Source organism: Streptomyces sp. NPDC038200 (assembly GCF_055600785.1).
The window spans coordinates 270,279-290,484 of the sequence record NZ_JBVJYH010000011.1 but is presented as its reverse complement, the minus strand read 5'-3'; the positions used below and the strand labels follow the sequence as shown (position 1 = coordinate 290,484).

17 protein-coding genes are annotated in these 20,206 nt (G+C 72.7%); 5 read left to right on the top strand and 12 right to left on the bottom strand.

Annotated features, from left to right (window positions below):
• Nucleotides 1-601: 601 nt before the first annotated feature.
• Nucleotides 602-1,627 (top strand): tryptophan--tRNA ligase, encoded by a 1,026-nt coding sequence (trpS, locus tag ACZ7KF_RS23870; protein ID WP_471078453.1) that lies wholly within the window; start codon nt 602-604, stop codon nt 1,625-1,627.
• 65 nt (nt 1,628-1,692) lie between these two features.
• Here trpS and proC read toward each other — a convergent pair whose 3' ends face one another.
• The 6 genes from proC to ACZ7KF_RS23840 all read right to left on the bottom strand — a co-directional run bounded on the left by proC (nt 1,693) and on the right by ACZ7KF_RS23840 (nt 6,369).
• Nucleotides 1,693-2,505 (bottom strand): pyrroline-5-carboxylate reductase, encoded by an 813-nt coding sequence (gene proC / locus ACZ7KF_RS23865; RefSeq protein WP_471078450.1) that lies wholly within the window; start codon nt 2,503-2,505, stop codon nt 1,693-1,695.
• Nucleotides 2,506-2,585: 80 nt separating this feature from the next.
• Nucleotides 2,586-3,392: an ABC transporter permease gene (locus tag ACZ7KF_RS23860; RefSeq protein ID WP_471078447.1), complete on the bottom strand. Its 807-nt coding sequence runs from the start codon at nt 3,390-3,392 to the stop codon at nt 2,586-2,588.
• Complete coding sequence (locus tag ACZ7KF_RS23855; RefSeq protein WP_471078444.1) at nt 3,389-4,237, bottom strand: ABC transporter ATP-binding protein; 849 nt, start codon at nt 4,235-4,237, stop codon at nt 3,389-3,391. Before ACZ7KF_RS23855 ends, ACZ7KF_RS23860 begins: the two co-directional genes overlap by 4 nt.
• A 66-nt stretch (nt 4,238-4,303) precedes the next feature.
• On the bottom strand, nt 4,304-5,101 hold the full coding sequence (locus ACZ7KF_RS23850) for a class I SAM-dependent methyltransferase (RefSeq protein WP_471078442.1): 798 nt from the start codon (nt 5,099-5,101) through the stop codon (nt 4,304-4,306).
• A gap of 192 nt (nt 5,102-5,293) precedes the next feature.
• Nucleotides 5,294-5,854: an EamA/RhaT family transporter gene (locus ACZ7KF_RS23845; protein WP_471078439.1), complete on the bottom strand. Its 561-nt coding sequence runs from the start codon at nt 5,852-5,854 to the stop codon at nt 5,294-5,296.
• A 182-nt stretch (nt 5,855-6,036) separates the two neighbouring features.
• The gene (locus ACZ7KF_RS23840) at nt 6,037-6,369 is read right to left on the bottom strand and encodes an SH3 domain-containing protein (protein WP_471078436.1); all 333 of its coding nucleotides are present in this window, start codon (nt 6,367-6,369) and stop codon (nt 6,037-6,039) included.
• Between the two features lie 154 nt (nt 6,370-6,523).
• Between ACZ7KF_RS23840 and ACZ7KF_RS23835 the strand changes: the two genes are divergently transcribed.
• Nucleotides 6,524-8,668 (top strand): serine/threonine-protein kinase, encoded by a 2,145-nt coding sequence (locus tag ACZ7KF_RS23835; RefSeq protein WP_471078433.1) that lies wholly within the window; start codon nt 6,524-6,526, stop codon nt 8,666-8,668.
• Between the two features lie 127 nt (nt 8,669-8,795).
• Here ACZ7KF_RS23835 and ilvD read toward each other — a convergent pair whose 3' ends face one another.
• From ilvD to ACZ7KF_RS23815, 4 genes are all read right to left on the bottom strand, one after another.
• A complete protein-coding gene (gene ilvD, locus ACZ7KF_RS23830; RefSeq protein WP_225824952.1) occupies nt 8,796-10,649 on the bottom strand; it encodes a dihydroxy-acid dehydratase in 1,854 nt (617 codons plus the stop codon).
• Nucleotides 10,650-10,788: 139 nt separating this feature from the next.
• Nucleotides 10,789-11,397: a TetR/AcrR family transcriptional regulator gene (locus ACZ7KF_RS23825; protein ID WP_471078430.1), complete on the bottom strand. Its 609-nt coding sequence runs from the start codon at nt 11,395-11,397 to the stop codon at nt 10,789-10,791.
• On the bottom strand, nt 11,394-12,215 hold the full coding sequence (locus tag ACZ7KF_RS23820; RefSeq protein WP_471078428.1) for a sugar phosphate isomerase/epimerase family protein: 822 nt from the start codon (nt 12,213-12,215) through the stop codon (nt 11,394-11,396). The genes ACZ7KF_RS23825 and ACZ7KF_RS23820 overlap by 4 nt, the downstream gene beginning before the upstream one ends.
• A 249-nt stretch (nt 12,216-12,464) precedes the next feature.
• Complete coding sequence (locus tag ACZ7KF_RS23815; protein ID WP_471078425.1) at nt 12,465-13,397, bottom strand: Ppx/GppA family phosphatase; 933 nt, start codon at nt 13,395-13,397, stop codon at nt 12,465-12,467.
• Between the two features lie 71 nt (nt 13,398-13,468).
• On the opposite strand from ACZ7KF_RS23815, the gene ACZ7KF_RS23810 reads away from it, so the two are divergent.
• Entirely contained in the window at nt 13,469-14,317 is an 849-nt protein-coding gene (locus tag ACZ7KF_RS23810; protein ID WP_471078422.1) for a DUF3109 family protein, read from the top strand.
• Between the two features lie 280 nt (nt 14,318-14,597).
• Here ACZ7KF_RS23810 and ACZ7KF_RS23805 read toward each other — a convergent pair whose 3' ends face one another.
• Entirely contained in the window at nt 14,598-16,373 is a 1,776-nt protein-coding gene (locus ACZ7KF_RS23805) for a BACON domain-containing protein (protein ID WP_471078420.1), read from the bottom strand.
• 240 nt (nt 16,374-16,613) lie between these two features.
• Here ACZ7KF_RS23805 and radA point away from each other — a divergent pair, with 240 nt between their 5' ends.
• Both radA and disA read left to right on the top strand, forming a co-directional pair.
• A complete protein-coding gene (radA, locus tag ACZ7KF_RS23800; RefSeq protein WP_471078417.1) occupies nt 16,614-18,023 on the top strand; it encodes a DNA repair protein RadA in 1,410 nt (469 codons plus the stop codon).
• Between the two features lie 80 nt (nt 18,024-18,103).
• Complete coding sequence (disA, locus tag ACZ7KF_RS23795) at nt 18,104-19,228, top strand: DNA integrity scanning diadenylate cyclase DisA (RefSeq protein ID WP_225824945.1); 1,125 nt, start codon at nt 18,104-18,106, stop codon at nt 19,226-19,228.
• Between the two features lie 49 nt (nt 19,229-19,277).
• Here the strand turns inward: disA and ACZ7KF_RS23790 are convergent, their stop codons facing one another.
• Nucleotides 19,278-20,105: a hypothetical protein gene (locus ACZ7KF_RS23790; RefSeq protein WP_471078414.1), complete on the bottom strand. Its 828-nt coding sequence runs from the start codon at nt 20,103-20,105 to the stop codon at nt 19,278-19,280.
• Between the last annotated feature and the right edge of the window lie 101 nt (nt 20,106-20,206).

Below are 20,206 nucleotides of genomic sequence, written 5' to 3'. Positions count from 1 at the left end.
CTTCCCTTCGTGTTTCCGAGTCTATCAGATCTTCATTCGATCCGATTTCCTCGGTGCTTTCCAGGTTCCCGCTTCCGCGTTTCCCTTTCCGGCGGTTCCGACTCTATCAGATCCTTTCGGTGTCTGACTCCCAGTCAGGGGGGTTTGTCTTCCCGGCTGTTGGGCCGTTCCGACGAGTGAGACTTTAGCGGATTCCTGACTCCCGAGCTAATCGGGGGCCGACGCCCTTTCGAACGCGGATTCCTCATTTCGCAAATATGCACGGCAAAGCAGTCGGCACCGGAGTGTCGAAAGAGTGACTGGCTACTTGCGGAATGGCTGTCCGGGGACCGACCGGGGTCGGCGCTCACGTCGGACAACTCGGAGAACAGTACGGATCGGCGTGGGGTGTGTCAACTCATGCCCCCGAGGCACCCGGGAGGCGTACTGTGAAGGACATGACGACGCGTACGTGCAACCAGCTCTGGTGGGCCGCCTGACGGCGGCCGTACTCACGTATGCACTCAACGGCCGCCGCTTCGGCGGCCGTTCTCGTATCTCCCTCCGGGCCTCGGGGGGCCGGCCGCAGGAGCGGCGGTCCCGACCAGAAGGTGGAGTGGAGATGACTCGGGTCTTCAGCGGGATCAAGCCGACCGGGCACGTGACCCTGGGGAACTACCTGGGGGCCCTGCGGCGCTGGGCCGAGGTGGACCAGCACCAGGCGGAGTCGCTGTTCTGCGTCGTGGACCTGCACGCGCTGACCGTGGAACACGATCCGGCGCGGGTGCGCAGGCTCAGTCGGCAGGCGGCGACGCTGCTGCTGGCCGCCGGGCTCGACCCGGAGGTGTGCACCCTGTTCGTGCAGAGCCATGTGGACGAGCACGCGCGGCTGTCGTACCTGCTGGAATGCGTGGCGACCGACGGTGAGATGCGGCGGATGATCCAGTACAAGGAGAAGGCCGCCCGGGAACGGCAGCGCGGAGGGAGCGTCCGGCTGTCGTTGCTGACGTATCCGGTGCTGATGGCGGCGGACATCCTGGCTTACGGGACCGACGAGGTGCCGGTCGGGGACGACCAGGTGCAGCACGTGGAGCTGGCGCGGGATGTGGCGGTGCGGTTCAACCACCGGTACGGGCACACGTTCGTGGTGCCGAAGGCGACGCGTCCGCAGGTGGCGGCGCGGGTGATGAACCTCCAGGACCCGACGTCGAAGATGGGGAAGTCGGACGACTCGGGGCCGGGCATCGTCTATCTGCTGGACGAGCCGGACGCGGTGCGCAAGAAGGTGCTGCGGGCCGTGACCGACAGCGGGCGGGACGTCGTCCACGACCCGGCGGAGCGGCCCGGCGTCGCGAACCTGCTGAACATACTCGCCGCGTGCACGGGCGGGAACCCTGAGTCACTGGCGGCCGTTTACGACTCGTACGGCTCTTTGAAGAAGGACACCGCGGAGGCCGTGGTGGAGGTGCTGCGGCCGGTTCAGGCCAGGCATCGGGAGCTGTGCGCCGATCCGGCCTATGTGGAGGGGGTGCTGCGGGACGGTGCGGAGAAGGCACGGGCGTCGGCTCGGCCGACGGTCGACACGGCCTATCGCGCGATCGGGCTGCTGCCGCCCGTCGCGGAGCCCTCGCTGAGCGCGGTGCGTTAGCGGGGCCGCGCCCTGCGGGTGGCGGGGGGACCGCTGCCCGCGGGACGGCGCGGGTGTCGGCCGGGTCAGTCCTTCTTGCCGGAGGCGAGTTCGCGGCTGCGGTCGCGGGCGGCTTCCAGGGCGGCGATGAGGGCGGCCCGTACGCCGTGGTTCTCCAGTTCCCGGATGGCGTTGATCGTGGTGCCGGCGGGGGAGGTGACGTTCTCCCGGAGTTTGACCGGGTGTTCGCCGCTGTCGCGGAGCATCACGGCGGCGCCGATCGCGGACTGGACGATGAGGTCGTGGGCCTTGTCGCGGGGCAGGCCGAGCAGGATGCCGGCGTCGGTCATGGCTTCGACCAGGTAGAAGAAGTACGCGGGGCCGGAGCCGGAGAGCGCGGTGCAGGCGTCCTGCTGGCTCTCGGGCACGCGGAGGGTCTTGCCGACGCCGCCGAAGATCTCCTCGGCGTGCGCGAGGTGCTGCTCGGTGGCGTGGCTGCCGGCGGAGATGACCGACATCGCCTCGTCGACCAGGGCGGGGGTGTTGGTCATGACGCGGACGACGGGGGTGTCTGCGGCCAGGCGCTCCTCGAAGAAGGAGGTGGGGATACCGGCGGCTCCGCTGATGACCAGGCGGTCGGCGGGAACGTGCGGGGCGAGTTCGTCCAGGAGAGTGCCCATGTCCTGCGGCTTGACCGTGAGGATCAGGATGTCGGCGGTCTTGGCTGCCTCGGTGTTGGTGACCGGGGTGACTCCGTAGCGGGTGCGGAGTTCTTCGGCGCGTTCGGGGCGGCGGGCGGTGACCAGGAGATCGGCGGGGGCCCAGCCGGCCCGGATCATTCCGCTGAGCAGGGCTTCGCCGATCTTGCCGGTGCCGAGGACTGCGACTTTCTGGCTCATGCGGCTCAGTTTCGCACCGGGTCGGGGTGTGCGGGTCGGTTGTCCGGCAGGCGGGACGTCGGCCCGGGGGCTCGCCGCGGCTATGCCGTGCGGCGTCGCAGCGTCGCCGCCCCGAGCCCCAGCACCAGGAGCGCGCAGCCGGCCACGATCAGGACGTCCCGGACGAAGGCCGGGGTCATGTCGGTGTGGTGGAGGACCTCGTTCATGCCGTCGACGGCGTACGACATCGGCAGGACGTCGGAGACGGCCTCCAGGGCGGGATGCATGGCGGAGCGGGGTGTGAACAGGCCGCAGAGGAGCAGCTGGGGAAAGATCACCGCGGGCATGAACTGGACCGCCTGGAATTCCGAGGCGGCGAAGGCCGACACGAAGAGGCCGAGGGCCGTGCCGAGCAGGGCGTCGAGGAGGGCGACGAGGAGGAGCAGCCAGGGGGAGCCGGTGACGTCCAGGCCGAGGAGCCAGACCGCGAGTCCGGTGGCGAGGGCCGACTGGACGACGGCGAGGGTGCCGAAGGCGAGGGCGTAGCCGGCGATGACGTCGGCCTTGCCGAGGGGCAGGGCGAGGAGGCGTTCGAGCGTGCCGGAGGTGCGTTCGCGCAGGGTGGCGATGGAGGTGACCAGGAACATCGTGATCAGCGGGAAGATGCCGAGCAGGGAGGCGCCGATGTTGTCGAAGGTGCGCGGGCTGGCGTCGAAGACGTAGCGCAGCAGGATCAGCATCAGGCACGGGACGAGGATCATCAGCGCGATGGTGCGCGGGTCGTGGCGGAGCTGGCGCAGGACCCGGGCGGCGGTGGCGGTGGTGCGGGCGGCGCTGAGCGGGCGCGGGGCGGCGGCCGTCGTCGTCGTCCTCGTGGGGCTCTTGGTGCTCGTCGGGCTCTGGGTCATCGGGTGCTCTCTTTCGTGCGGTCCGCGGTGGCGGCCTCGTCGACGAGGTGCAGGAAGGCGGCTTCGACGGTGTCGGTGCCGGTGCGGGTGCGCAGGGCCTCCGGGGTGTCTCCCCCGGCCTCCGGCCCGGAGGTGCCCCCGCCGAGGATCTCGCCCTCGCGCATGAGGAGGAGGCGGTGGCAGCGCTCGGCCTCGTCCATGACGTGGGAGGAGACGAGGAGGGTGGTGCCGCGGGTGGCGGCGAGGTCGTGGAAGAGGTTCCACAGGTCCCTGCGGAGAACGGGGTCGAGGCCGACGGTCGGTTCGTCCAGGACGAGGAGTTCGGGGGTGCCGAGGAGGGCCACGGCGAGGGAGACGCGGCCTCGCTGGCCGCCGGAGAGGTTGCCGGCGAGGGCGTCGGCGTGGCTGGTGAGGTCCACGTCGGCGATGGCCTGGGTGACGTGGTGGTGGCGGCGTTCGGCGGCGGCGCGTCCGGGGTCGAGGATCGCGGCGAAGTAGTCGAGGTTCTGCCGGACGGTGAGGTCGTCGTAGACGGAGGGCGCCTGGGTGACGTAGCCGATGCGGCTGCGCAGGGTGGGGTGGCCGGCCGGGTGGCCGAGGACGTTCAGGGTGCCGGTGACCTGGGCCTGGGTGCCGACGATCGCGCGCATGAGGGTGGATTTGCCGCAGCCGGAGGGGCCGAGCAGGCCGGTGATGCGGCCGCGGGGGACGGCGAAGCGGAGATGGTGCAGGACCGTTCGGGGGCCGCGGACGACGGTGAGGCCGTCGGCGTGGACGGCGGGGCTGGTGTGCGGGTCGGGGGTGTCGGTGAGGGGTTGGGGCGGTGACCCCGGCAGATTATTCATCACGTGATGAATAATCTGCCGGGAGGGAGCGGGACGTCAAGGGGACGAAGGGGGTGAGGGTTCGGGTCAGGGCTTGCGGGCGACGAGCAGACGGACGTCGTAGGTCTCCTCGACGACACCGTCCGGGAAGACGTTCAGGATGTGCGCGCGCTCCTCTGCCAGGAACGCGGTCCTGCGCTCCTCGGGAGTGACCAGGAAGGCCGAGTGGCTGCCGACGTTGGCGAGATGGGTGCCGATCGGGACGCGGCGGCTCCAGCGGACCGTGCGGCGGGTGAAGTCCAGGCGCCCGCTGGGATCGGCCCGCTCGACCCGCTCGCCGGCCTTGCGCTTCTCGGCGGCGACGTCCAGGCCGAGGAAACGGCCGGCCCGGTCGGCGGCGTCGGCGATCCACTCGATGTCCAGGGCGTCGGTGTTCCACCACAGGGCCAGCGCCCCGCCCGGGCGCAGCACGCGCAGCGCTTCCGGCACCGAGCGGGCCGGGTCGGTCCAGTGCCAGGCCTGGGCGTAGGTGAGGAGCTCGGCGTGGGCGTCGGCGACGGGGAGGGCGTTGCCGTTGCCCCGGACGAGCGGGATGTGCGGCAGCGCGCGGCGGAACTCGGCGGCCATGCCGGCACCGGGTTCGACGGCGAGGACGTCGGCACCGCGGGCGCGCAGCAGGGCGGTGGCGATACCGGTGCCGGCACCGACGTCCACGGCCCGGGCGCCGGACAGGGAGCGGCCGGCCAGTTCCTCGACGGCGTCGAGGAGGGCGGGCGGGTAGGAGGGACGGTTCGCGGCGTACTGGGCGGCGGCGGAGTTGAAGGACTCGGCTCGGGCGGCGTGGAAGGCGCGCGGGTCGGCCGGCGAGGGCTGAGGGGCTGTCATGAGGCCATGTCTACGGGACGGTCGCGCCCCGCGGTGGGCCGTCCCGCGCGTCGGCGCGGGGCCGTCGGCTCCCCGGGCGCGCTGCCGGGGTTCTACCTCGGCGGCACCTCTTCCGCTACGGTCGCGCAGCGCCGTGGCCCGTCCCTCACGTCGGCGCCGGGCCGTCGGCTCCCCGGGCGCGCTGCCGGGGTTCTACCGGCGGCGCTTCTTCTTCGAGGGGTTGCCCGTGCGGCGGGTGGTGCGGCGTTCGTGGGCTTCGCGGGCCCTGTCGTACTCCTCACGGTGCAGCTTCTCGCCCGGGGCCTCGGTGAGGGAGCGGAAGAAGTAGGCGAGGAGGGAGCCGACGAAGCCGATGGCGAGCAGGCCGCGCAGGGACGCCTGGCGCTGCGGGTCGTGGCGCTTGTCGAACCCGTCCCAGGTGTTGCGGAAGGCGAGGGCGCTGCAGATGGCGAACATGGCGACCACGAGCACGGTCACGAAGGAGCCGGTGTCGGCGATCCGGATGCCCTCGTACGCGAAGCGCAGCACCAGGCAGGAGGCGACGGCCGCGGCGAGGGAGCCGACGGCGACGCCGGCGCGGCGGACCGGGTAGCCGTTGTCGTGGTCCACCCAGGACGTGCCGAAGAAGCGCAGGGGCTCGGGGCGGGGGCCGCCGCTCTGGGGCATGTCGGCGCCCTGGGCGGCCCCGTCGTCCGGGGCCGCGCCGCCGGGGGAGCCCGCCGAGGTGTCCGGGGTGCCGGTTTCGTCGCTCACGGGACGATTATGGCTCCGGGAGTCGACGGGGCCCCGGGCGGGGCGGGCTCCGGTGTCACGGTCGCCCGGACCGGGCGGGCTCCGATGTCACGGGCGCCCGGACCGGGTGGGCTCCGATGTCACGGGGACCGGGCCTCGGCCGGCTCCCGGGCCGGGCGTGCCCCCGTGCGGGCGGTCCGGTGTCAGCCGCAGCGGGCCGCGACGTAGCCGTCGCTGCCCGTGTGCACGAACGCGTCCGAGACGTACTCGCCGTTGTCGATGAGGTCCCAGATGTTCGTCGTGCCGTAGGGGCCGGACACCGTGGTACCCGGCGACTGGCAGTAGATCGGCACCCGGACGCCCTCCGGCAGGACGCGGACCAGGTTGTACCCGGTGCCGGGGCCGCTGCGGACGTTCAGGCGGACGCCGGGGGCGACGGCGTAGGTGCGGACGGCTGCCGCCGCCCGCGTCGTGACGCCGTCGGCGCTGTCGGTGCTGTCGGTGCCCTCGGCTGCTGGTGCGCGGTCAACAGACATGAAGGTGTTCCTCCCCCGTCGGTTCCCTGGAATTCGGCGCGAAACGCGTTCGCGCGACTCGCACGCAGACGCTAGCAAGCCGCCTCTGTCTCGTACGAGTCATCGACTAGGCTCCGTGCGTCGCGCGCACGGACGAAAAGCACGGGGGTGGTCCATGGCGCCACAGCGCAATACGGGAGCGAGCGCGGAAGCGGAACTTCCCGAATACGCCGGGCACTACAGGCTGGAGTCCTGTCTGGGATCCGGTGGCATGGGGGTCGTACACCTCGCCCGGAGCACCTCGGGGATGAAGCTCGCGGTGAAGGTCGTACACGCCGAGTTCGCCCGGGATCCCGAGTTCAGGGGCCGTTTCCGGCAGGAGGTGGCCGCTGCCCGCAGGGTCAGCGGTGCCTTCACCGCACCCGTCGTCGACGCCGATCCGGAGGCCGCACGCCCCTGGATGGCCACCCTCTTCATCCCGGGGCCGACCCTATCCGAGCAGGTGAAGCGGAAGGGTCCGATGCCGACCGGGCAGCTGCGCCGGCTGATGGCCGGGCTCGCCGAGGCGCTGCGGGACATCCATCGGGTCGGCGTGGTGCACCGGGATCTGAAACCCAGCAACGTGCTGCTCGCCGAGGACGGGCCGAAAGTCATCGACTTCGGCATCTCCCGGCCGAAGGACAGCGAACTGCGCACCGAGACGGGCAAGTTGATCGGTACGCCGCCGTTCATGGCGCCGGAGCAGTTCCGGCGGCCCCGGGAAGTGGGGCCGGCCGCCGACATCTTCGCGCTGGGCTCGGTCATGGTGCACGCGGCCACCGGTCGCGGGCCGTTCGACTCCGACAGTCCGTATGTCGTCGCCTACCAGGTGGTCCATGACGAGCCGGATCTGACCGGCGTGCCGGAGAGTCTCGCGCCGCTGGTGCTGCGGTGTCTGGCGAAGGAGCCCGAGGACCGGCCCACGCCGGACGAGCTGATGCGGGAGCTGCGCTCGGTGGCGGCCTCGTACGACACCCAGGCGTTCATACCGGCGCAGCGGGCGGGCGAGGACGGGCCCGCACCGGCGGTGCCGGGCCGTTCCGGGCCGGCCGGACGGCCCCCGGTCAGGCGCTCGGGACGCAGACGGGCGCTGCTGGGGCTGGGAGCAGGCGCTCTCGGGCTGGCGCTGGTGGGCGGCCTGGCGGCGGCCGGGCTGTGGGGGCCGTCCGGGGGGTCCGGGCTGTTCGGCGGGGGCGAGCGCGCGCCGAAGAAGGAGAGTGCGCCGGCCCTGACGGCGGCCTCGGGGACCTGGACCGCCCGCCCGGCGGTCACCGGCAAGGGCATGCCGCACTGCGCCTACGCCACCGGGAAGTTGTTCTGCGCGCGGCCGGGTGTCGTCTTCGCGCTGTCCGCGGCCGACGGCAGGCTGCTGTGGCGGCGCCCCGTCGGCACCGGGGCCACCAGCGGGCCCCCGGTGGTGGCCGGCGGCCTGGTGCAGCCCTACACGGACGGCGGATCGCGGCTCGCGGGGCTCGACGCGGACACGGGCGAGGAGGTGTGGCAGCGCCGGCTGCCCGCGGGGACGACGGTGCGGTACGCCGGTGACACGGCGTTGCTCGCGGGTGCCGACGGTGCGGTCACCGGCGTGGACGGCGCGACCGGCACCACACGGTGGCGGCGGACGTTCCCGGGCCAGGGGGTGCCGTCCTTCGTCGCGTTCCCGGGCGCGGCGGCGGGGACCGCGTACGCGACGCGTACGTCGGCCGACGGTTCGAGCACCCGGGTGAGCGCCGTGGATCCGCGCACCGGCGAGGTGCGCTGGGACGCCCGGCTGCGGGGCTGGCTCAAGCCGTTCGCCGCCCAGGGCGAGGGGTCCGTGTTCTTCCTGGCCGTCGACAGCGGTTACGGCGCCGAGGAGATCGTCCGCTACGACCCGAAGACGGGTGCGACCCGGCGCGTCGCGCTGCCCGCCGTACTGGACGGCGCGCACGCCACCGTGCGGGGGAACGTCGTCTATGTGCTGGCCACCGGAGGCTCGCTGGACGCCGTGGACGTGGAGTCGGGCAGGCACCTGTGGCATCTGGAGACGTCGGTGAGCCGTGGTTCGCTGCCCGTGGCGCGGGGCGAGCGGGTGTACTTCACCGCCGGCGACGGCCGGCTGCTCGCCGTCGACGCCCGCAAGGGCCGGCTGATCGGGCAGACACCGGCGCGGCTGGGCGCCGACTCGTCCCGGGTCATGAGCGTTCCGCCCGCTCCGGTGCCGGTCGGCACCCGGATCGGTGCCACCGCGCCCGACGGCACCGTCTTCACCGTGGACAGCCGCTCGCCCGCGGCCTGGTGAGTCCCGGGAGTCCGGGAGGAGAAGGCCGAGGCCACGAGGGCGGCGGGAGAAGACCGAGCACACGAGGGCGGCGCGCGAGACGGCGAAGGGGCCGCCCCCACCGGGAGGCGGCCCCTGTCATGACCGGTCAGCCCAGCCGGGAGACGTCGCGCACCGCGCCCTTGTCGGCGCTCGTCGCCATGGCCGCGTAGGCGCGGAGGGCGGCGGAGACCTTGCGGTCGCGGTTCTTCGGGGCGTAGACGCCGTTCAGGGCCTGCTCGCGGCGGGCCAGCTCCGCCTCGTCGACCAGCAGCTCGATCGAGCGGCCCGGGATGTCGATGCGGATGCGGTCGCCGTCCTGGACGAGGGCGATGGTGCCGCCGGAGGCCGCCTCCGGGGAGGCGTGGCCGATGGAGAGGCCGGAGGTGCCGCCGGAGAAGCGGCCGTCGGTGATCAGCGCGCAGGTCTTGCCGAGGCCGCGGCCCTTCAGGTACGAGGTCGGGTACAGCATCTCCTGCATGCCGGGGCCGCCCTTGGGGCCCTCGTAGCGGATGACGACGACGTCGCCGTCCTTGACCTGCTGGGTGAGGATCCGCTGGACGGCCTCCTCCTGGGACTCGCAGACGACGGCGGGACCCTCGAAGGTCCAGATGGACTCGTCGACGCCGGCCGTCTTCACCACGCAGCCGTCGACGGCGAGGTTGCCGCGCAGCACCGCCAGGCCGCCGTCCTTGGAGTACGCGTGCTCGGCGGAGCGGATGCAGCCGTTCTCGGCGTCGTCGTCCAGGGCCTCCCAGCGCTCGGACTGGGAGAAGGCCTCGGCGGAGCGGACGCAGCCGGGCGCCGCGTGCCACAGTTCCACGGCCTCCGGGGAGGGGGAGCCGCCGCGGACGTCCCAGGTCTTCAGCCAGTCGGCCAGCGAGGGGCTGTGGACGGCGTGGACGTCCTCGTTGAGCAGGCCGGCGCGGTGCAGTTCGCCGAGGAGGGCGGGGATGCCGCCGGCGCGGTGCACGTCCTCCATGTAGTACGTGCGGTTCTTGGCGACGTTGGGGGCCACCTTCGCCAGGCAGGGCACGCGGCGCGAGACGGTGTCGATCGCGTCCAGGCCGAACGGGACGCCCGCCTCCTGGGCGGCGGCCAGCAGGTGCAGGATCGTGTTGGTGGAGCCGCCCATCGCGATGTCCAGGGCCATGGCGTTCTCGAAGGCCTGGAAGGTGGCGATGTTGAGCGGCAGGACCGTGTCGTCGTCCTGCTCGTAGTAGCGGCGGGTGAGGTCCATGACCGTGCGGGCCGCGTCGACGTAGAGCTGCTTGCGCGCGGTGTGGGTGGCGAGGACCGAGCCGTTGCCGGGCAGGGAGAGGCCGATGGCCTCGGTCAGGCAGTTCATCGAGTTGGCGGTGAACATGCCGGAGCAGCTGCCGCAGGTGGGGCAGGCGTTCTCCTCGATGCGGAGGATGTCCTCGTCGGAGATCTTGTCGTTGACGGCGTCGGAGATCGCGTCGACCAGGTCGAGGGTGCGGACCGTGCCGTCGACCAGGGTGGCGCGGCCGGACTCCATGGGACCGCCGGAGACGAACACCGTCGGGATGTTCAGGCGCAGGGCCGCCATCAGCATGCCCGGGGTGATCTTGTCGCAGTTGGAGATGCAGACCAGGGCGTCGGCGCAGTGGGCCTCGACCATGTACTCGACCGAGTCCGCGATCAGGTCGCGGGAGGGCAGGGAGTACAGCATGCCGCCGTGGCCCATGGCGATGCCGTCGTCGACCGCGATGGTGTTGAACTCGCGCGGGATGCCGCCGGCCTCCTTGATCGCCTCGCTGACGATCCGGCCGACCGGCTGGAGGTGGGTGTGGCCCGGCACGAACTCGGTGAAGGAGTTCGCCACGGCGATGATCGGCTTCCGGCCGATGTCCGCGCCCGGTACACCGGAGGCACGCATAAGGGCGCGGGCGCCCGCCATGTTGCGGCCGTGGGTGACTGTGCGGGACCTCAGCTCGGGCATCGTCGCTCGCTCCTTCGAAGACCTACTGGAAGACCTGCTGCCAGAGAGTTCTGACTGCATGGTCGAGCGTACGCCGGTGCTCCAAGGGATGGACACGGGTGTCCGGAATGCGGGACGACCGTTCCAGAAACCGCGGTTGTCAGGGTTGCGTCAGGTGGGCCTGCACCACCGGTGCCACCCGCGCGATGATCTGCTCCAGGTCCGCCGAGGCCAGCGGCTCCAGCTTGATCACGTAGCGCATCAGCGCCGTACCCACGATCTGCGCGGCCGCCAGCTCGGCGCGCAGCTCCGCGTCCGGCAGGTCCAGCTGGGCGGCGACCCGGCGCAGCAGCTGGGCGGCGACGAGCCGGCGGAAGACGGCGGCGGCGGTCTCGTTGTCGAGGGCGGAGCGGAGGATCGCGAGGAGGGGCGCGCGGGTCGTGGGGTTGTCCCAGACACCGAAGACGAAACGGGTGAGCCGCTCCCCCACGCCCTCCACCGAGCCCTCGGCCACCGCTTCCGGCGCGTTCAGCGCGGGCGCGAAGGCGACCTCGATGGCCGCCTCGAAGATCTGCTCCTTGGTGCCGAAGTAGTGGTGCACCAGCGCGGAGTCCACGCCGGCCGCCTTGGCGATGCCGCGGACGGACGTCTTCTCGTACCCGCGCGCGGAGAACTCCTCGCGGGCGGCGCCGAGAATGCGGTCGCGGGTGTCGGCGGACTCGGTGCGCGGGGGGCGCCCGCGGCGGCGGGGGGCGGGCTCGGCGGTCATCGCCGGGGCACCCGCGCCGCGGGGACGAGGTGCTTGCGCGTGTACTCCAGGGCCTCGGCGAGGTCGGCCTCGCGCTCGGCGCCGGACATCGCCCGCCGGGTGTTGACCTCGATCACGACATGGCCGTCGAAACCGGTGTGCACCAGGCGCTCCAGCAACTCGGCGCAGGGCTGGGTGCCGCGGCCGGGCACCAGGTGCTCGTCCTTGGCCGAGCCCCGGCCGTCGGCGAGGTGGACGTGCCCCAGCCGGTCCCCCATGCGGTCGACCATGTCCAGGGCGTCGGTACGGGCCGTCGCCGTGTGGCTGAGATCGATCGTGAAGTGCCGGTAGTCGTCGTTGGTGACGTCCCAGTCGGGTGCGTAGGCGAGCATCTCGCGGTCGCGGTAACGCCAGGGGTACATGTTCTCGACGGCGAACCGTACGTCCGTCTCGTTCGCCATCCGCCAGATGCCGTCGACGAAGTCCCGGGCGTACTGCCGCTGCCAGCGGAACGGCGGATGCACGACGACGGTGGAGGCACCCAGCTTCTCCGCCGCCGCCCGGGCCCGCTGGAGCTTGACCCAGGGGTCGGTGGACCAGACCCGCTGGGTGATCAGCAGACAGGGGGCGTGGACGGCCAGGATCGGAATGCCGTGGTAGTCCGAGAGGCGGCGCAACGCCTCGATGTCCTGGCTGACCGGGTCGGTCCAGACCATGACCTCGACACCGTCGTAACCGAGGCGCGCGGCGATCTCGAAGGCCGTCGCCGTCGACTCCGGGTACACGGAGGCGGTCGACAGCGCGATGCGCACGTCAGTTGGTTGAGCCACGTCCGTCACCTTACGGCGTTGGGTGGTGCCGGTGTTGGGTGCCTGTTCGCCGTTGTGAGGTTTGCCATTCGGGCGGGGGCGGGTCGGTTGTGGCCGACCCCGCCCGCGCGGCGAAGCCGGACACCGGGGCCGCACGAACCGGCCACGCCCGCGCGGCGAAGCCCGACACCGGGGCCGCACGAACCGGCCACGCCCGCGCGGCGAAGCCGGACACCGGGGCCGCGCTGCGGTACGGACCCGTGCTCCCTCGGGGCGTCGCTAATCGGACCCCATGTGATCGAGACGCCGCAGGATCACGCCTTCCCGCAGCGCCCAGGGGCATATCTCCAGGCTCTCCACGCCGAACAGGTCCATCGCGGCCTCGGCCACCAGGGCGCCCGCGAGGAGCTGTCCGGCCCTGCCCTCGGAGACTCCGGGCAGTTCGGCGCGCTGGTCCTCGGTCATGCCGGCCAGACGCGGGACCCATGCCTCCAGGGACTCGCGCTTGAGTTCGCGCTGGACGTAGAGGCCCTCGGCACTGCGGGCCGCGCCGGCGATGCGGGCGAGCTGCTTGAAGGTCTTGGAGGTGGCGACCACGTGGTCGGGGGCGCCCCTGCGGCTGAAGTCGCCGACCGTGCGGCCTATCTCCGTGCGCACGTGCCGGCGCAGGGCGCGGACGGCGTCCGGATCGGGCGGGTCGCCGGGCAGCCAGCCGGCGGTGAGGCGGCCGGCGCCGAGCGGGAGGGAGACGGCCGCGTCCGGCTCCTCGTCCATGCCGTAGGCGATCTCCAGGGAGCCGCCGCCGATGTCCAGGACCAGCAGCTTCCCCGCGGACCAGCCGAACCAGCGGCGCACGGCGAGGAAGGTGAGCCGGGCCTCCTCGGCACCGGCGAGGACCTGGAGGCGGACGCCGGTCTCGTCGGCCACGCGCGCGAGGACGTCGTCGGCGTTGGTGGCCTCGCGGACGGCGGAGGTCGCGAACGGCAGCAGATCCTCGACGCCCTTGTCCTCGGCGGCCTGGAGCGCGTCCCGCACGACGCCGACCAGCTTGCCGATGCCGTCGTCGCCGATGGCACCGCTGTCGTCGAGGAGCTGGGCGAGCCGAAGGTCGGCCTTGTGCGAATGCGCGGGCAGCGGGCGCGCACCGGGGTGGGCGTCCACCACCAGCAGATGCACCGTGTTCGAACCCACGTCCAGGACACCGAGTCTCATGGACGGAACGCTACTGCCAGAACGTCCGTCCACGGTCCCCGGAGCGGCCCTGGGCCACTTACCCTGGACGGGTGCCAAAGACGAAAAAGGCAAAGGTTGACAAGGCGGATAAGGCAGACAAGACGGACAAGGTCCGCAAGTCCGCCAAAACCTCCAAGGAGGCGAAGATGAGCGACGAAAAGGGGCTCGACTTCGCCCGTGCCTGGGTGGAGTTTCCCGATCCGGCGGACGACGAGCAGGTCTTCCGCTGCGATCTGACATGGCTGACCTCTCGCTGGAACTGCATCTTCGGCAGTGGCTGCCAGGGCATCCAGGCGGGCCGGGCGGACGACGGGTGCTGCTCGCTGGGGGCGCACTTCTCCGACGAGGACGACGAGAAGCGGGTCGCCGGGCACGTGGCGCGGCTCACGCCGGACGTCTGGCAGCACCACGACGAGGGCACGCGGAACGGATGGGTCTCCGAGGACGAGGAGGGGTCCCGGCAGACGCGGCCCTTCCAGGGCTCCTGCATCTTCCAGAACCGGCCGGGGTTCGCGGGCGGCGCGGGCTGCTCGCTGCACATCCTGGCGCTGAAGGAGGGCCGGGAGCCGCTGGAGACCAAGCCGGACGTGTGCTGGCAGCTGCCGATCCGGCGGACGTACGACTGGATCGACCGGCCGGACGACACGCGTGTGCTGCAGGTGTCGATCGGCGAGTACGACCGCCGGGGCTGGGGTCCGGGCGGCCACGACCTGCACTGGTGGTGCACCTCGGCGACGTCGGCGCACGGAGCCGGTGAGCCGGTGTACGTCTCCTACCGGGCCGAGCTGACGGAACTGATGGGCAAGGCCGGCTACGACCGCCTGGTCGAGCTGTGCGAGCAGCGCCTGGCGTCGCAACTCCCGCTCCTGGCCCCCCACCCGGCGGACCCGCCCCGGTAAGCCGGTCACCCCGTTCCGGCGCCGATCACCCGAGCCCCGCCGCCTTACGACCCGAGTCCCGCCGCCTTACGACCCGAGTCCCGCCGCCTTACGACCCGGGCCCCGCTGCCTTCTGAGGGGGATCGGCGGCTCCGTTCCGCCCTGCCCTCGGTGCGCCCCCGCCGGGGTACGACCTGACCTGCGGTTCCCCTCGCGGAGCGGGGGCAGCCCGTCCGATCCCCGGAACAGCTCTGCCACTCGCGCGCGCCCGGTCCCGACCGGTCGCCTCCGCCGCGGGGTCCTAGGTGTCCGACGGGCTCGGTGTGTCCGGGGTGGTGGCCGTCGGGGTCGGGGTCGTGGGTGGGGTGTCGGTGGGAGGCGGGGTCGTCGGGGTGGAGGGCGGGTCCGTGGGGGGCGGGGACTGGGTGGTGGGGGGCTCGGTGGGCGGCTCGGTGGGCGGAGCCGGCGTGGTGGGGTCGGCGGACGGGGGGCGGGGTGTCGGGCGGCTCGGTGCCGTGCCGTACCCGTCGATGGTGACCACCGCGCCCGCCGGGGCCACCGCCACCCGCGCGCGCCAGTGGCCGGAGGGCTGCCGCAGATGGTCGACGTACACCTTGATCGTCAACGTCTGGCCGGGCCGGAGGGTCCCCGCGGACCGGCTGAAGTAGAGCCAGGCGGCCGGCGTGGACGCCGACCAGCGGACCTCGGACGCGCCGGAGGCCGTGAGGGTGATCAGGGTCGTGTCACCGTCGTTGGCGGCGCTGACGTCCAGCCGGCCCACGCCCTTCGTGCCCGCTCCGCCGACGCTGACGACCTCCACCGAGACGTCCGCCTCGCCGTCCTTGCCGATCCGGGTGCCGGGGTTCACGCGGGCGTTCCCCGTGTTCTCGTAGCCGCCGGCCGGGTCGCTGCCCAGCACGTCCGGGCCCTGCGCCTCGCGCGCGGTCGCGGAGGGGCCGTCGTCCTCCCCGGCCGGCCCGCCCCGGTAGGCGGCCCAGAGGGCGAGGACGGGCGCGGCGACGACCGTGGCGACGACCGTCGTCGTGACGGCACGCGCGCGCAGCCGGTCGCGGCGGGCCGCGCGGTCCTTGGGGTCCATCGGGAAGCCGCGCCGGTCGAAACGGGGCACGGCGGTGCCGCGCACGCGCGCGTGATGCGCCAGGGCCGTGTGCAGGGCCGCGCGCGGGGCCTCCAGGACGGGCAGCTCGGCGGGGGTGACCGAGGCGCCGGGCCAGCGGCCGGGGACGGCGCGCTCGGCGGTGCGGCGGCAGCGGGGACAGTCGTCCACGTGCCGGACCAGCTCGCGGCGCAGGGCCGTGCTGAGGACCAGCCGGCTGTCGCCGGTGAGGTGGGCCACGCTCGGACAGCCGCCCGTCTCGACCACGGCGAGGGCCGCGCGGGTGCGTTCGACCTCGCAGGCGGCGGAGGCGAGCAGCTCGCGCGCGGCGGCGGGCTCCATGCCGAGGACGGCGGCGACCTCGTGGGCGGCGAGGTGGTGCCGGACGGCGAGTTCGAGGGCCTCGCGCTGCTCGGGAGTGGTGCCGGCCGCCTCGGGCCAGGCCAGCAGGGCGAGTTCACGGCGCCGCTGCTCCTGGACCTGCGGGGTGGTGGCCGGATCGGGGGTCTGCTTCCCGGCGGCTCTGCCGGAGCCTGCCGGGGGTCTCGCGCCGGTTCCCCTCCCGGCGCCGGTGCGGCCCGCCGCGTGGGTGGCCTGACGTTTCTGCTTGGCCTCGGCCAGCTTGCGCAGACACGCCCAGCGGGCCAGCGCGTACAGCCAGGCCCTGCGGTCGGCGGCGGCCTGCGGGACGCGCTGCCCGCGCCGCTCGGCCAGGGCGATGACGTCACCGAGGGCGGCGGTGGCCGTGTCGTGGTCGCACAGCACCGCCAGGCAGTAGGTGAACAGGCCGTCCAGGTACGGCTCGTAGCGCGCCGGCGGATGCCGGGCGATCGTGCGCGCGGCGGCGCGGTCGCGTGCCTCACGCGCTGCGCGTCGTGTTTCGCGTCCCTCACGGGCGTCGCGGTGCGCGCGGTGCGCACCGGTCGTGCGGGTGGCGGTCTCCGGACTGCTGCTCATCACCCGTGCGACCGTAGGCGGCGTTGGAGTGCCCCTTCCGGAACCTTGAGCAGTTTTAATCCGTACGGGTGAAACGATCCCTCATAAGGGGACAGGAACCTTTTGTTCCGCGGCCGGATCCCGGTGGATGGTGGCCGGGAAAGGATCACTCCTCCACCACTCGCGGGTCTTCCGCCCGTGTGCGCGGGCCCTTCGTGCGCGGCCGCGGGTCCCGTTGTCAGTGCCGCGGGCTACGGTTTCCGCATGGCTGCCCGTACCAAGACCACCAAGGACCGCCCGTCCTACCGCTGCACCGAGTGCGGCTGGCAGACGGCCAAGTGGCTCGGCCGCTGCCCCGAGTGCCAGGCCTGGGGCACCGTCGAGGAGTACGGCGCGCCCGCGGTCCGGACGACGGCCCCGGGCCGGGTGACCAACTCCGCCGTGCCCATCGGCCAGGTCGACGGCCGCCAGGCCACCGCCCGCTCGACCGGCGTGCCCGAGCTGGACCGGGTGCTCGGCGGCGGTCTCGTGCCGGGCGCGGTCGTCCTGCTCGCGGGCGAGCCGGGCGTCGGCAAGTCCACCCTGCTGCTGGACGTGGCCGCCAAGTCCGCCAGTGCCGAGCACCGCACTCTCTACGTCACCGGCGAGGAGTCGGCGAGCCAGGTGCGGCTGCGCGCCGACCGCATCGGCGCCCTCGACGACGACCTGTACCTGGCCGCCGAGACCGACCTGTCCGCCGTCCTCGGCCACCTGGACGAGGTCAAGCCGTCCCTGCTGATCCTGGACTCGGTGCAGACGGTGGCCTCCCCGGAGATCGAGGGCGCCCCCGGCGGCATGGCCCAGGTCCGGGAGGTCGCCGGCGCCCTGATCCGCGCCTCCAAGGAGCGCGGCATGTCCACGCTGCTGGTGGGCCACGTCACCAAGGACGGCGCCATCGCGGGCCCCCGCCTGCTGGAGCACCTGGTGGACGTCGTCCTGCACTTCGAGGGCGACCGGCACGCGCGTCTGCGCCTGGTGCGGGGCGTGAAGAACCGGTACGGGGCGACGGACGAGGTCGGCTGCTTCGAGCTGCACGACGAGGGCATCACGGGCCTCGCCGACCCCAGCGGCCTGTTCCTGACCCGGCGCGCCGAACCGGTCCCGGGCACCTGCCTGACCGTCACCCTGGAGGGCCGCCGTCCGCTGGTCGCCGAGGTGCAGGCGCTCACCGTCGACTCCCAGATCCCCTCCCCGCGCCGTACGACGTCCGGGCTGGAGACCTCACGCGTGTCGATGATGCTGGCCGTCCTGGAGCAGCGCGGCCGGATCAGTGCGCTCGGCAAGCGGGACATCTACTCGGCGACGGTCGGCGGCGTGAAGCTGTCGGAGCCGGCGGCCGACCTCGCCGTCGCGCTCGCCCTGGCCTCCGCCGCCAGTGACACCCCGCTGCCGAAGAACCTGGTGGCCATCGGCGAGGTGGGGCTCGCGGGCGAGGTCAGACGGGTCACGGGCGTGCAGCGCAGGCTCGCCGAGGCACACCGGCTGGGCTTCACGCACGCGCTCGTGCCGACGGATCCGGGGAAGGTGCCGTCGGGCATGAAGGTCCTGGAAGTCGCCGACATAGGGGACGCGCTCCGGGTTCTGCCGCGCTCCCGTCGCCGAGAGGCCCCACGGGAGGCGGAGGAGCGCCGGTAGACTTTGCCCAGGTCTCGCCCGTCCGTACGAACCGAGTGCGGGTACGGAAGCGCGTCAGAACCTGCGACCGGAGGAGTGCAGTGGCAGCCAACGACCGGGCAGCAGCTCCCGGAAAGTCCGGTGGGAGCGCCGGTTCCGATCGCCTGATGCGCGCCTCACTGAGCGCCGTGGCGCCGGGTACGGCCCTGCGTGACGGCCTGGAGCGCGTCCTGCGCGGCAACACCGGCGGGCTCATCGTCCTCGGCTCCGACAAGACGGTCGAGGCGATGTGCACGGGCGGTTTCGTGCTGGACGTGGAGTTCGCCGCGACCCGGCTGCGGGAGCTGTGCAAGCTGGACGGCGGCATCGTGCTGTCGTCGGACCTGTCGAAGATCCTGCGCGCGGGCGTCCAGCTGGTGCCGGACCCGACGATCCCCACGGAGGAGACGGGCACGCGGCACCGCACGGCGGACCGGGTGAGCAAGCAGGTCGGCTTCCCTGTGGTCTCGGTCTCGCAGTCGATGCGGCTGATCGCCCTGTACGTGGACGGTCAGCGGCGCGTCCTGGAGGACTCGGCGGCGATCCTCTCCCGCGCGAACCAGGCGCTGGCCACGCTGGAGCGGTACAAGCTGCGGCTGGACGAGGTCGCGGGCACGCTGTCGGCACTGGAGATCGAGGACCTGGTGACGGTCCGGGACGTCTCCGCGGTCGCGCAGCGGCTGGAGATGGTGCGCCGCATCGCCACCGAGATCGCCGAGTACGTGGTCGAGCTGGGCACGGACGGACGGCTGCTCGCCCTCCAGCTGGAGGAGTTGATCGCCGGGGTCGAGCCGGACCGCGAGCTGGTCGTCCGGGACTACGTCCCCGAGCCGACGGCGAAGCGGTCCCGCACGGTCGACGAGGCCCTGGCCGAGCTGGACGCGCTGACGCACGCGGAACTGCTCGAAATGGGCACGGTGGCGCGTGCGCTGGGCTACACCGGCTCGCCGGAGACGCTGGACTCCGCGGTGTCCCCGCGCGGCTTCCGGCTGCTGGCCAAGGTCCCGCGCCTTCCGGGCGCCATCATCGACCGCCTGGTGGAGCATTTCGGCGGCCTGCAGAAGCTGCTGGCCGCGAGTGTGGACGACCTGCAGACCGTGGACGGCGTGGGCGAGGCCCGGGCGAGGAGCGTCCGGGAAGGTCTGTCGCGGCTGGCCGAGTCCTCCATCCTGGAGCGATACGTCTGAGGCGACGTCCGGGCGCCCCCCGGCGCGACGCCCCCGTGGCGTCCGGAACTCAGTCCGCCGACAGCACGAACGAGGCCTGCAGCTTGCTGTGCCCCGGTGCCTTGGCCTCCAGCAGATACGTACCGGTCCTGGCCGTGCCGGGGGACGGCGTCGCGCAGTGCGGAGCGCTCGGCTTGCGGTCCCACTTCACGGTGTAGGTGATGCTCTTGCCCGCGGGCACCCGGAACACCCGGCTCCCCGCGTCCTTGGGGCAGTCGGCCGACGACCAGTACGCGTCGTCCCCGTCCGCGGGGGTGATGGTCAACACCGCGTTCTTCGGGCCGAGATCCACCTTGCAGTCGGCCGACGAGCCGTTCTTCGCGGTGATTTCGAAGGTCGGCGTCCGGTCCGGCGAGTAGGAGTTGTGCACGCTGCGCAGGCTCAACGTGACCGCGCCGGCAGGGCAGTCGGGCAGCGTGGAGGATGCCGGGAGCGCGTCGCCCGCGCCGACGCCGCCGCCGGAGGCCGCGCCCGAGCCGCCGTCGGAACCGGAAGAGCCGGCGGTCGCCCCCGCGGAGTCACCGCTCCCGCCGGAGCCGCTGCCGCCGGAACCGCTCCCACCGGAGCCGCTGCCGCCGGAGTCGCCGCCCCCCGACTCGTCGCGTCCGCCGGGGTGTTGGCTGATCGCGGAGCCGGACGGTGTCGGTCCGGGAGTGATCGTGTGTGTGGGGTTCTTGCCGTTGGAGGCGTCGTCGTCCTTCTTGCCGCCTCCGCCGCCGGCGGTGACGATCCACAAGCCCACGAGCGCCAACAGAGCGACCACGGACAGCAGTACGACCCTCCGACGCCAGTAGATGGTGGAGGGAAGCGGCCCGACCGGATTGCGCAGAGATCCCACGGCGAAAACTGTACGAGAGATCCGCGCGCTTGCTCGCGTCACCCGCCGCGCCGACGTCAACTTTTCCGGATCATCATCCCGGTAACTGCCGCGGACGGCAC

Bases quoted from the DNA above. Each gene is read 5' to 3' on its own strand.
- ACZ7KF_RS23860 (WP_471078447.1), bottom strand. From the start codon at position 3,392: ATGACCCAGAGCCCGACGAGCACCAAGAGCCCCACGAGGACGACGACG.
- proC (WP_471078450.1), bottom strand. From the start codon at position 2,505: ATGAGCCAGAAAGTCGCAGTCCTCGGCACCGGCAAGATCGGCGAAGCC.
- ilvD (WP_225824952.1), bottom strand. From the start codon at position 10,649: ATGCCCGAGCTGAGGTCCCGCACAGTCACCCACGGCCGCAACATGGCG.
- ACZ7KF_RS23855 (WP_471078444.1), bottom strand. From the start codon at position 4,237: ATGAATAATCTGCCGGGGTCACCGCCCCAACCCCTCACCGACACCCCC.
- ACZ7KF_RS23835 (WP_471078433.1), top strand. From the start codon at position 6,524: ATGGCGCCACAGCGCAATACGGGAGCGAGCGCGGAAGCGGAACTTCCC.
- radA (WP_471078417.1), top strand. From the start codon at position 16,614: ATGGCTGCCCGTACCAAGACCACCAAGGACCGCCCGTCCTACCGCTGC.
- trpS (WP_471078453.1), top strand. From the start codon at position 602: ATGACTCGGGTCTTCAGCGGGATCAAGCCGACCGGGCACGTGACCCTG.
- ACZ7KF_RS23840 (WP_471078436.1), bottom strand. From the start codon at position 6,369: ATGTCTGTTGACCGCGCACCAGCAGCCGAGGGCACCGACAGCACCGAC.
- ACZ7KF_RS23825 (WP_471078430.1), bottom strand. From the start codon at position 11,397: ATGACCGCCGAGCCCGCCCCCCGCCGCCGCGGGCGCCCCCCGCGCACC.
- ACZ7KF_RS23850 (WP_471078442.1), bottom strand. From the start codon at position 5,101: ATGACAGCCCCTCAGCCCTCGCCGGCCGACCCGCGCGCCTTCCACGCC.
- ACZ7KF_RS23815 (WP_471078425.1), bottom strand. From the start codon at position 13,397: ATGAGACTCGGTGTCCTGGACGTGGGTTCGAACACGGTGCATCTGCTG.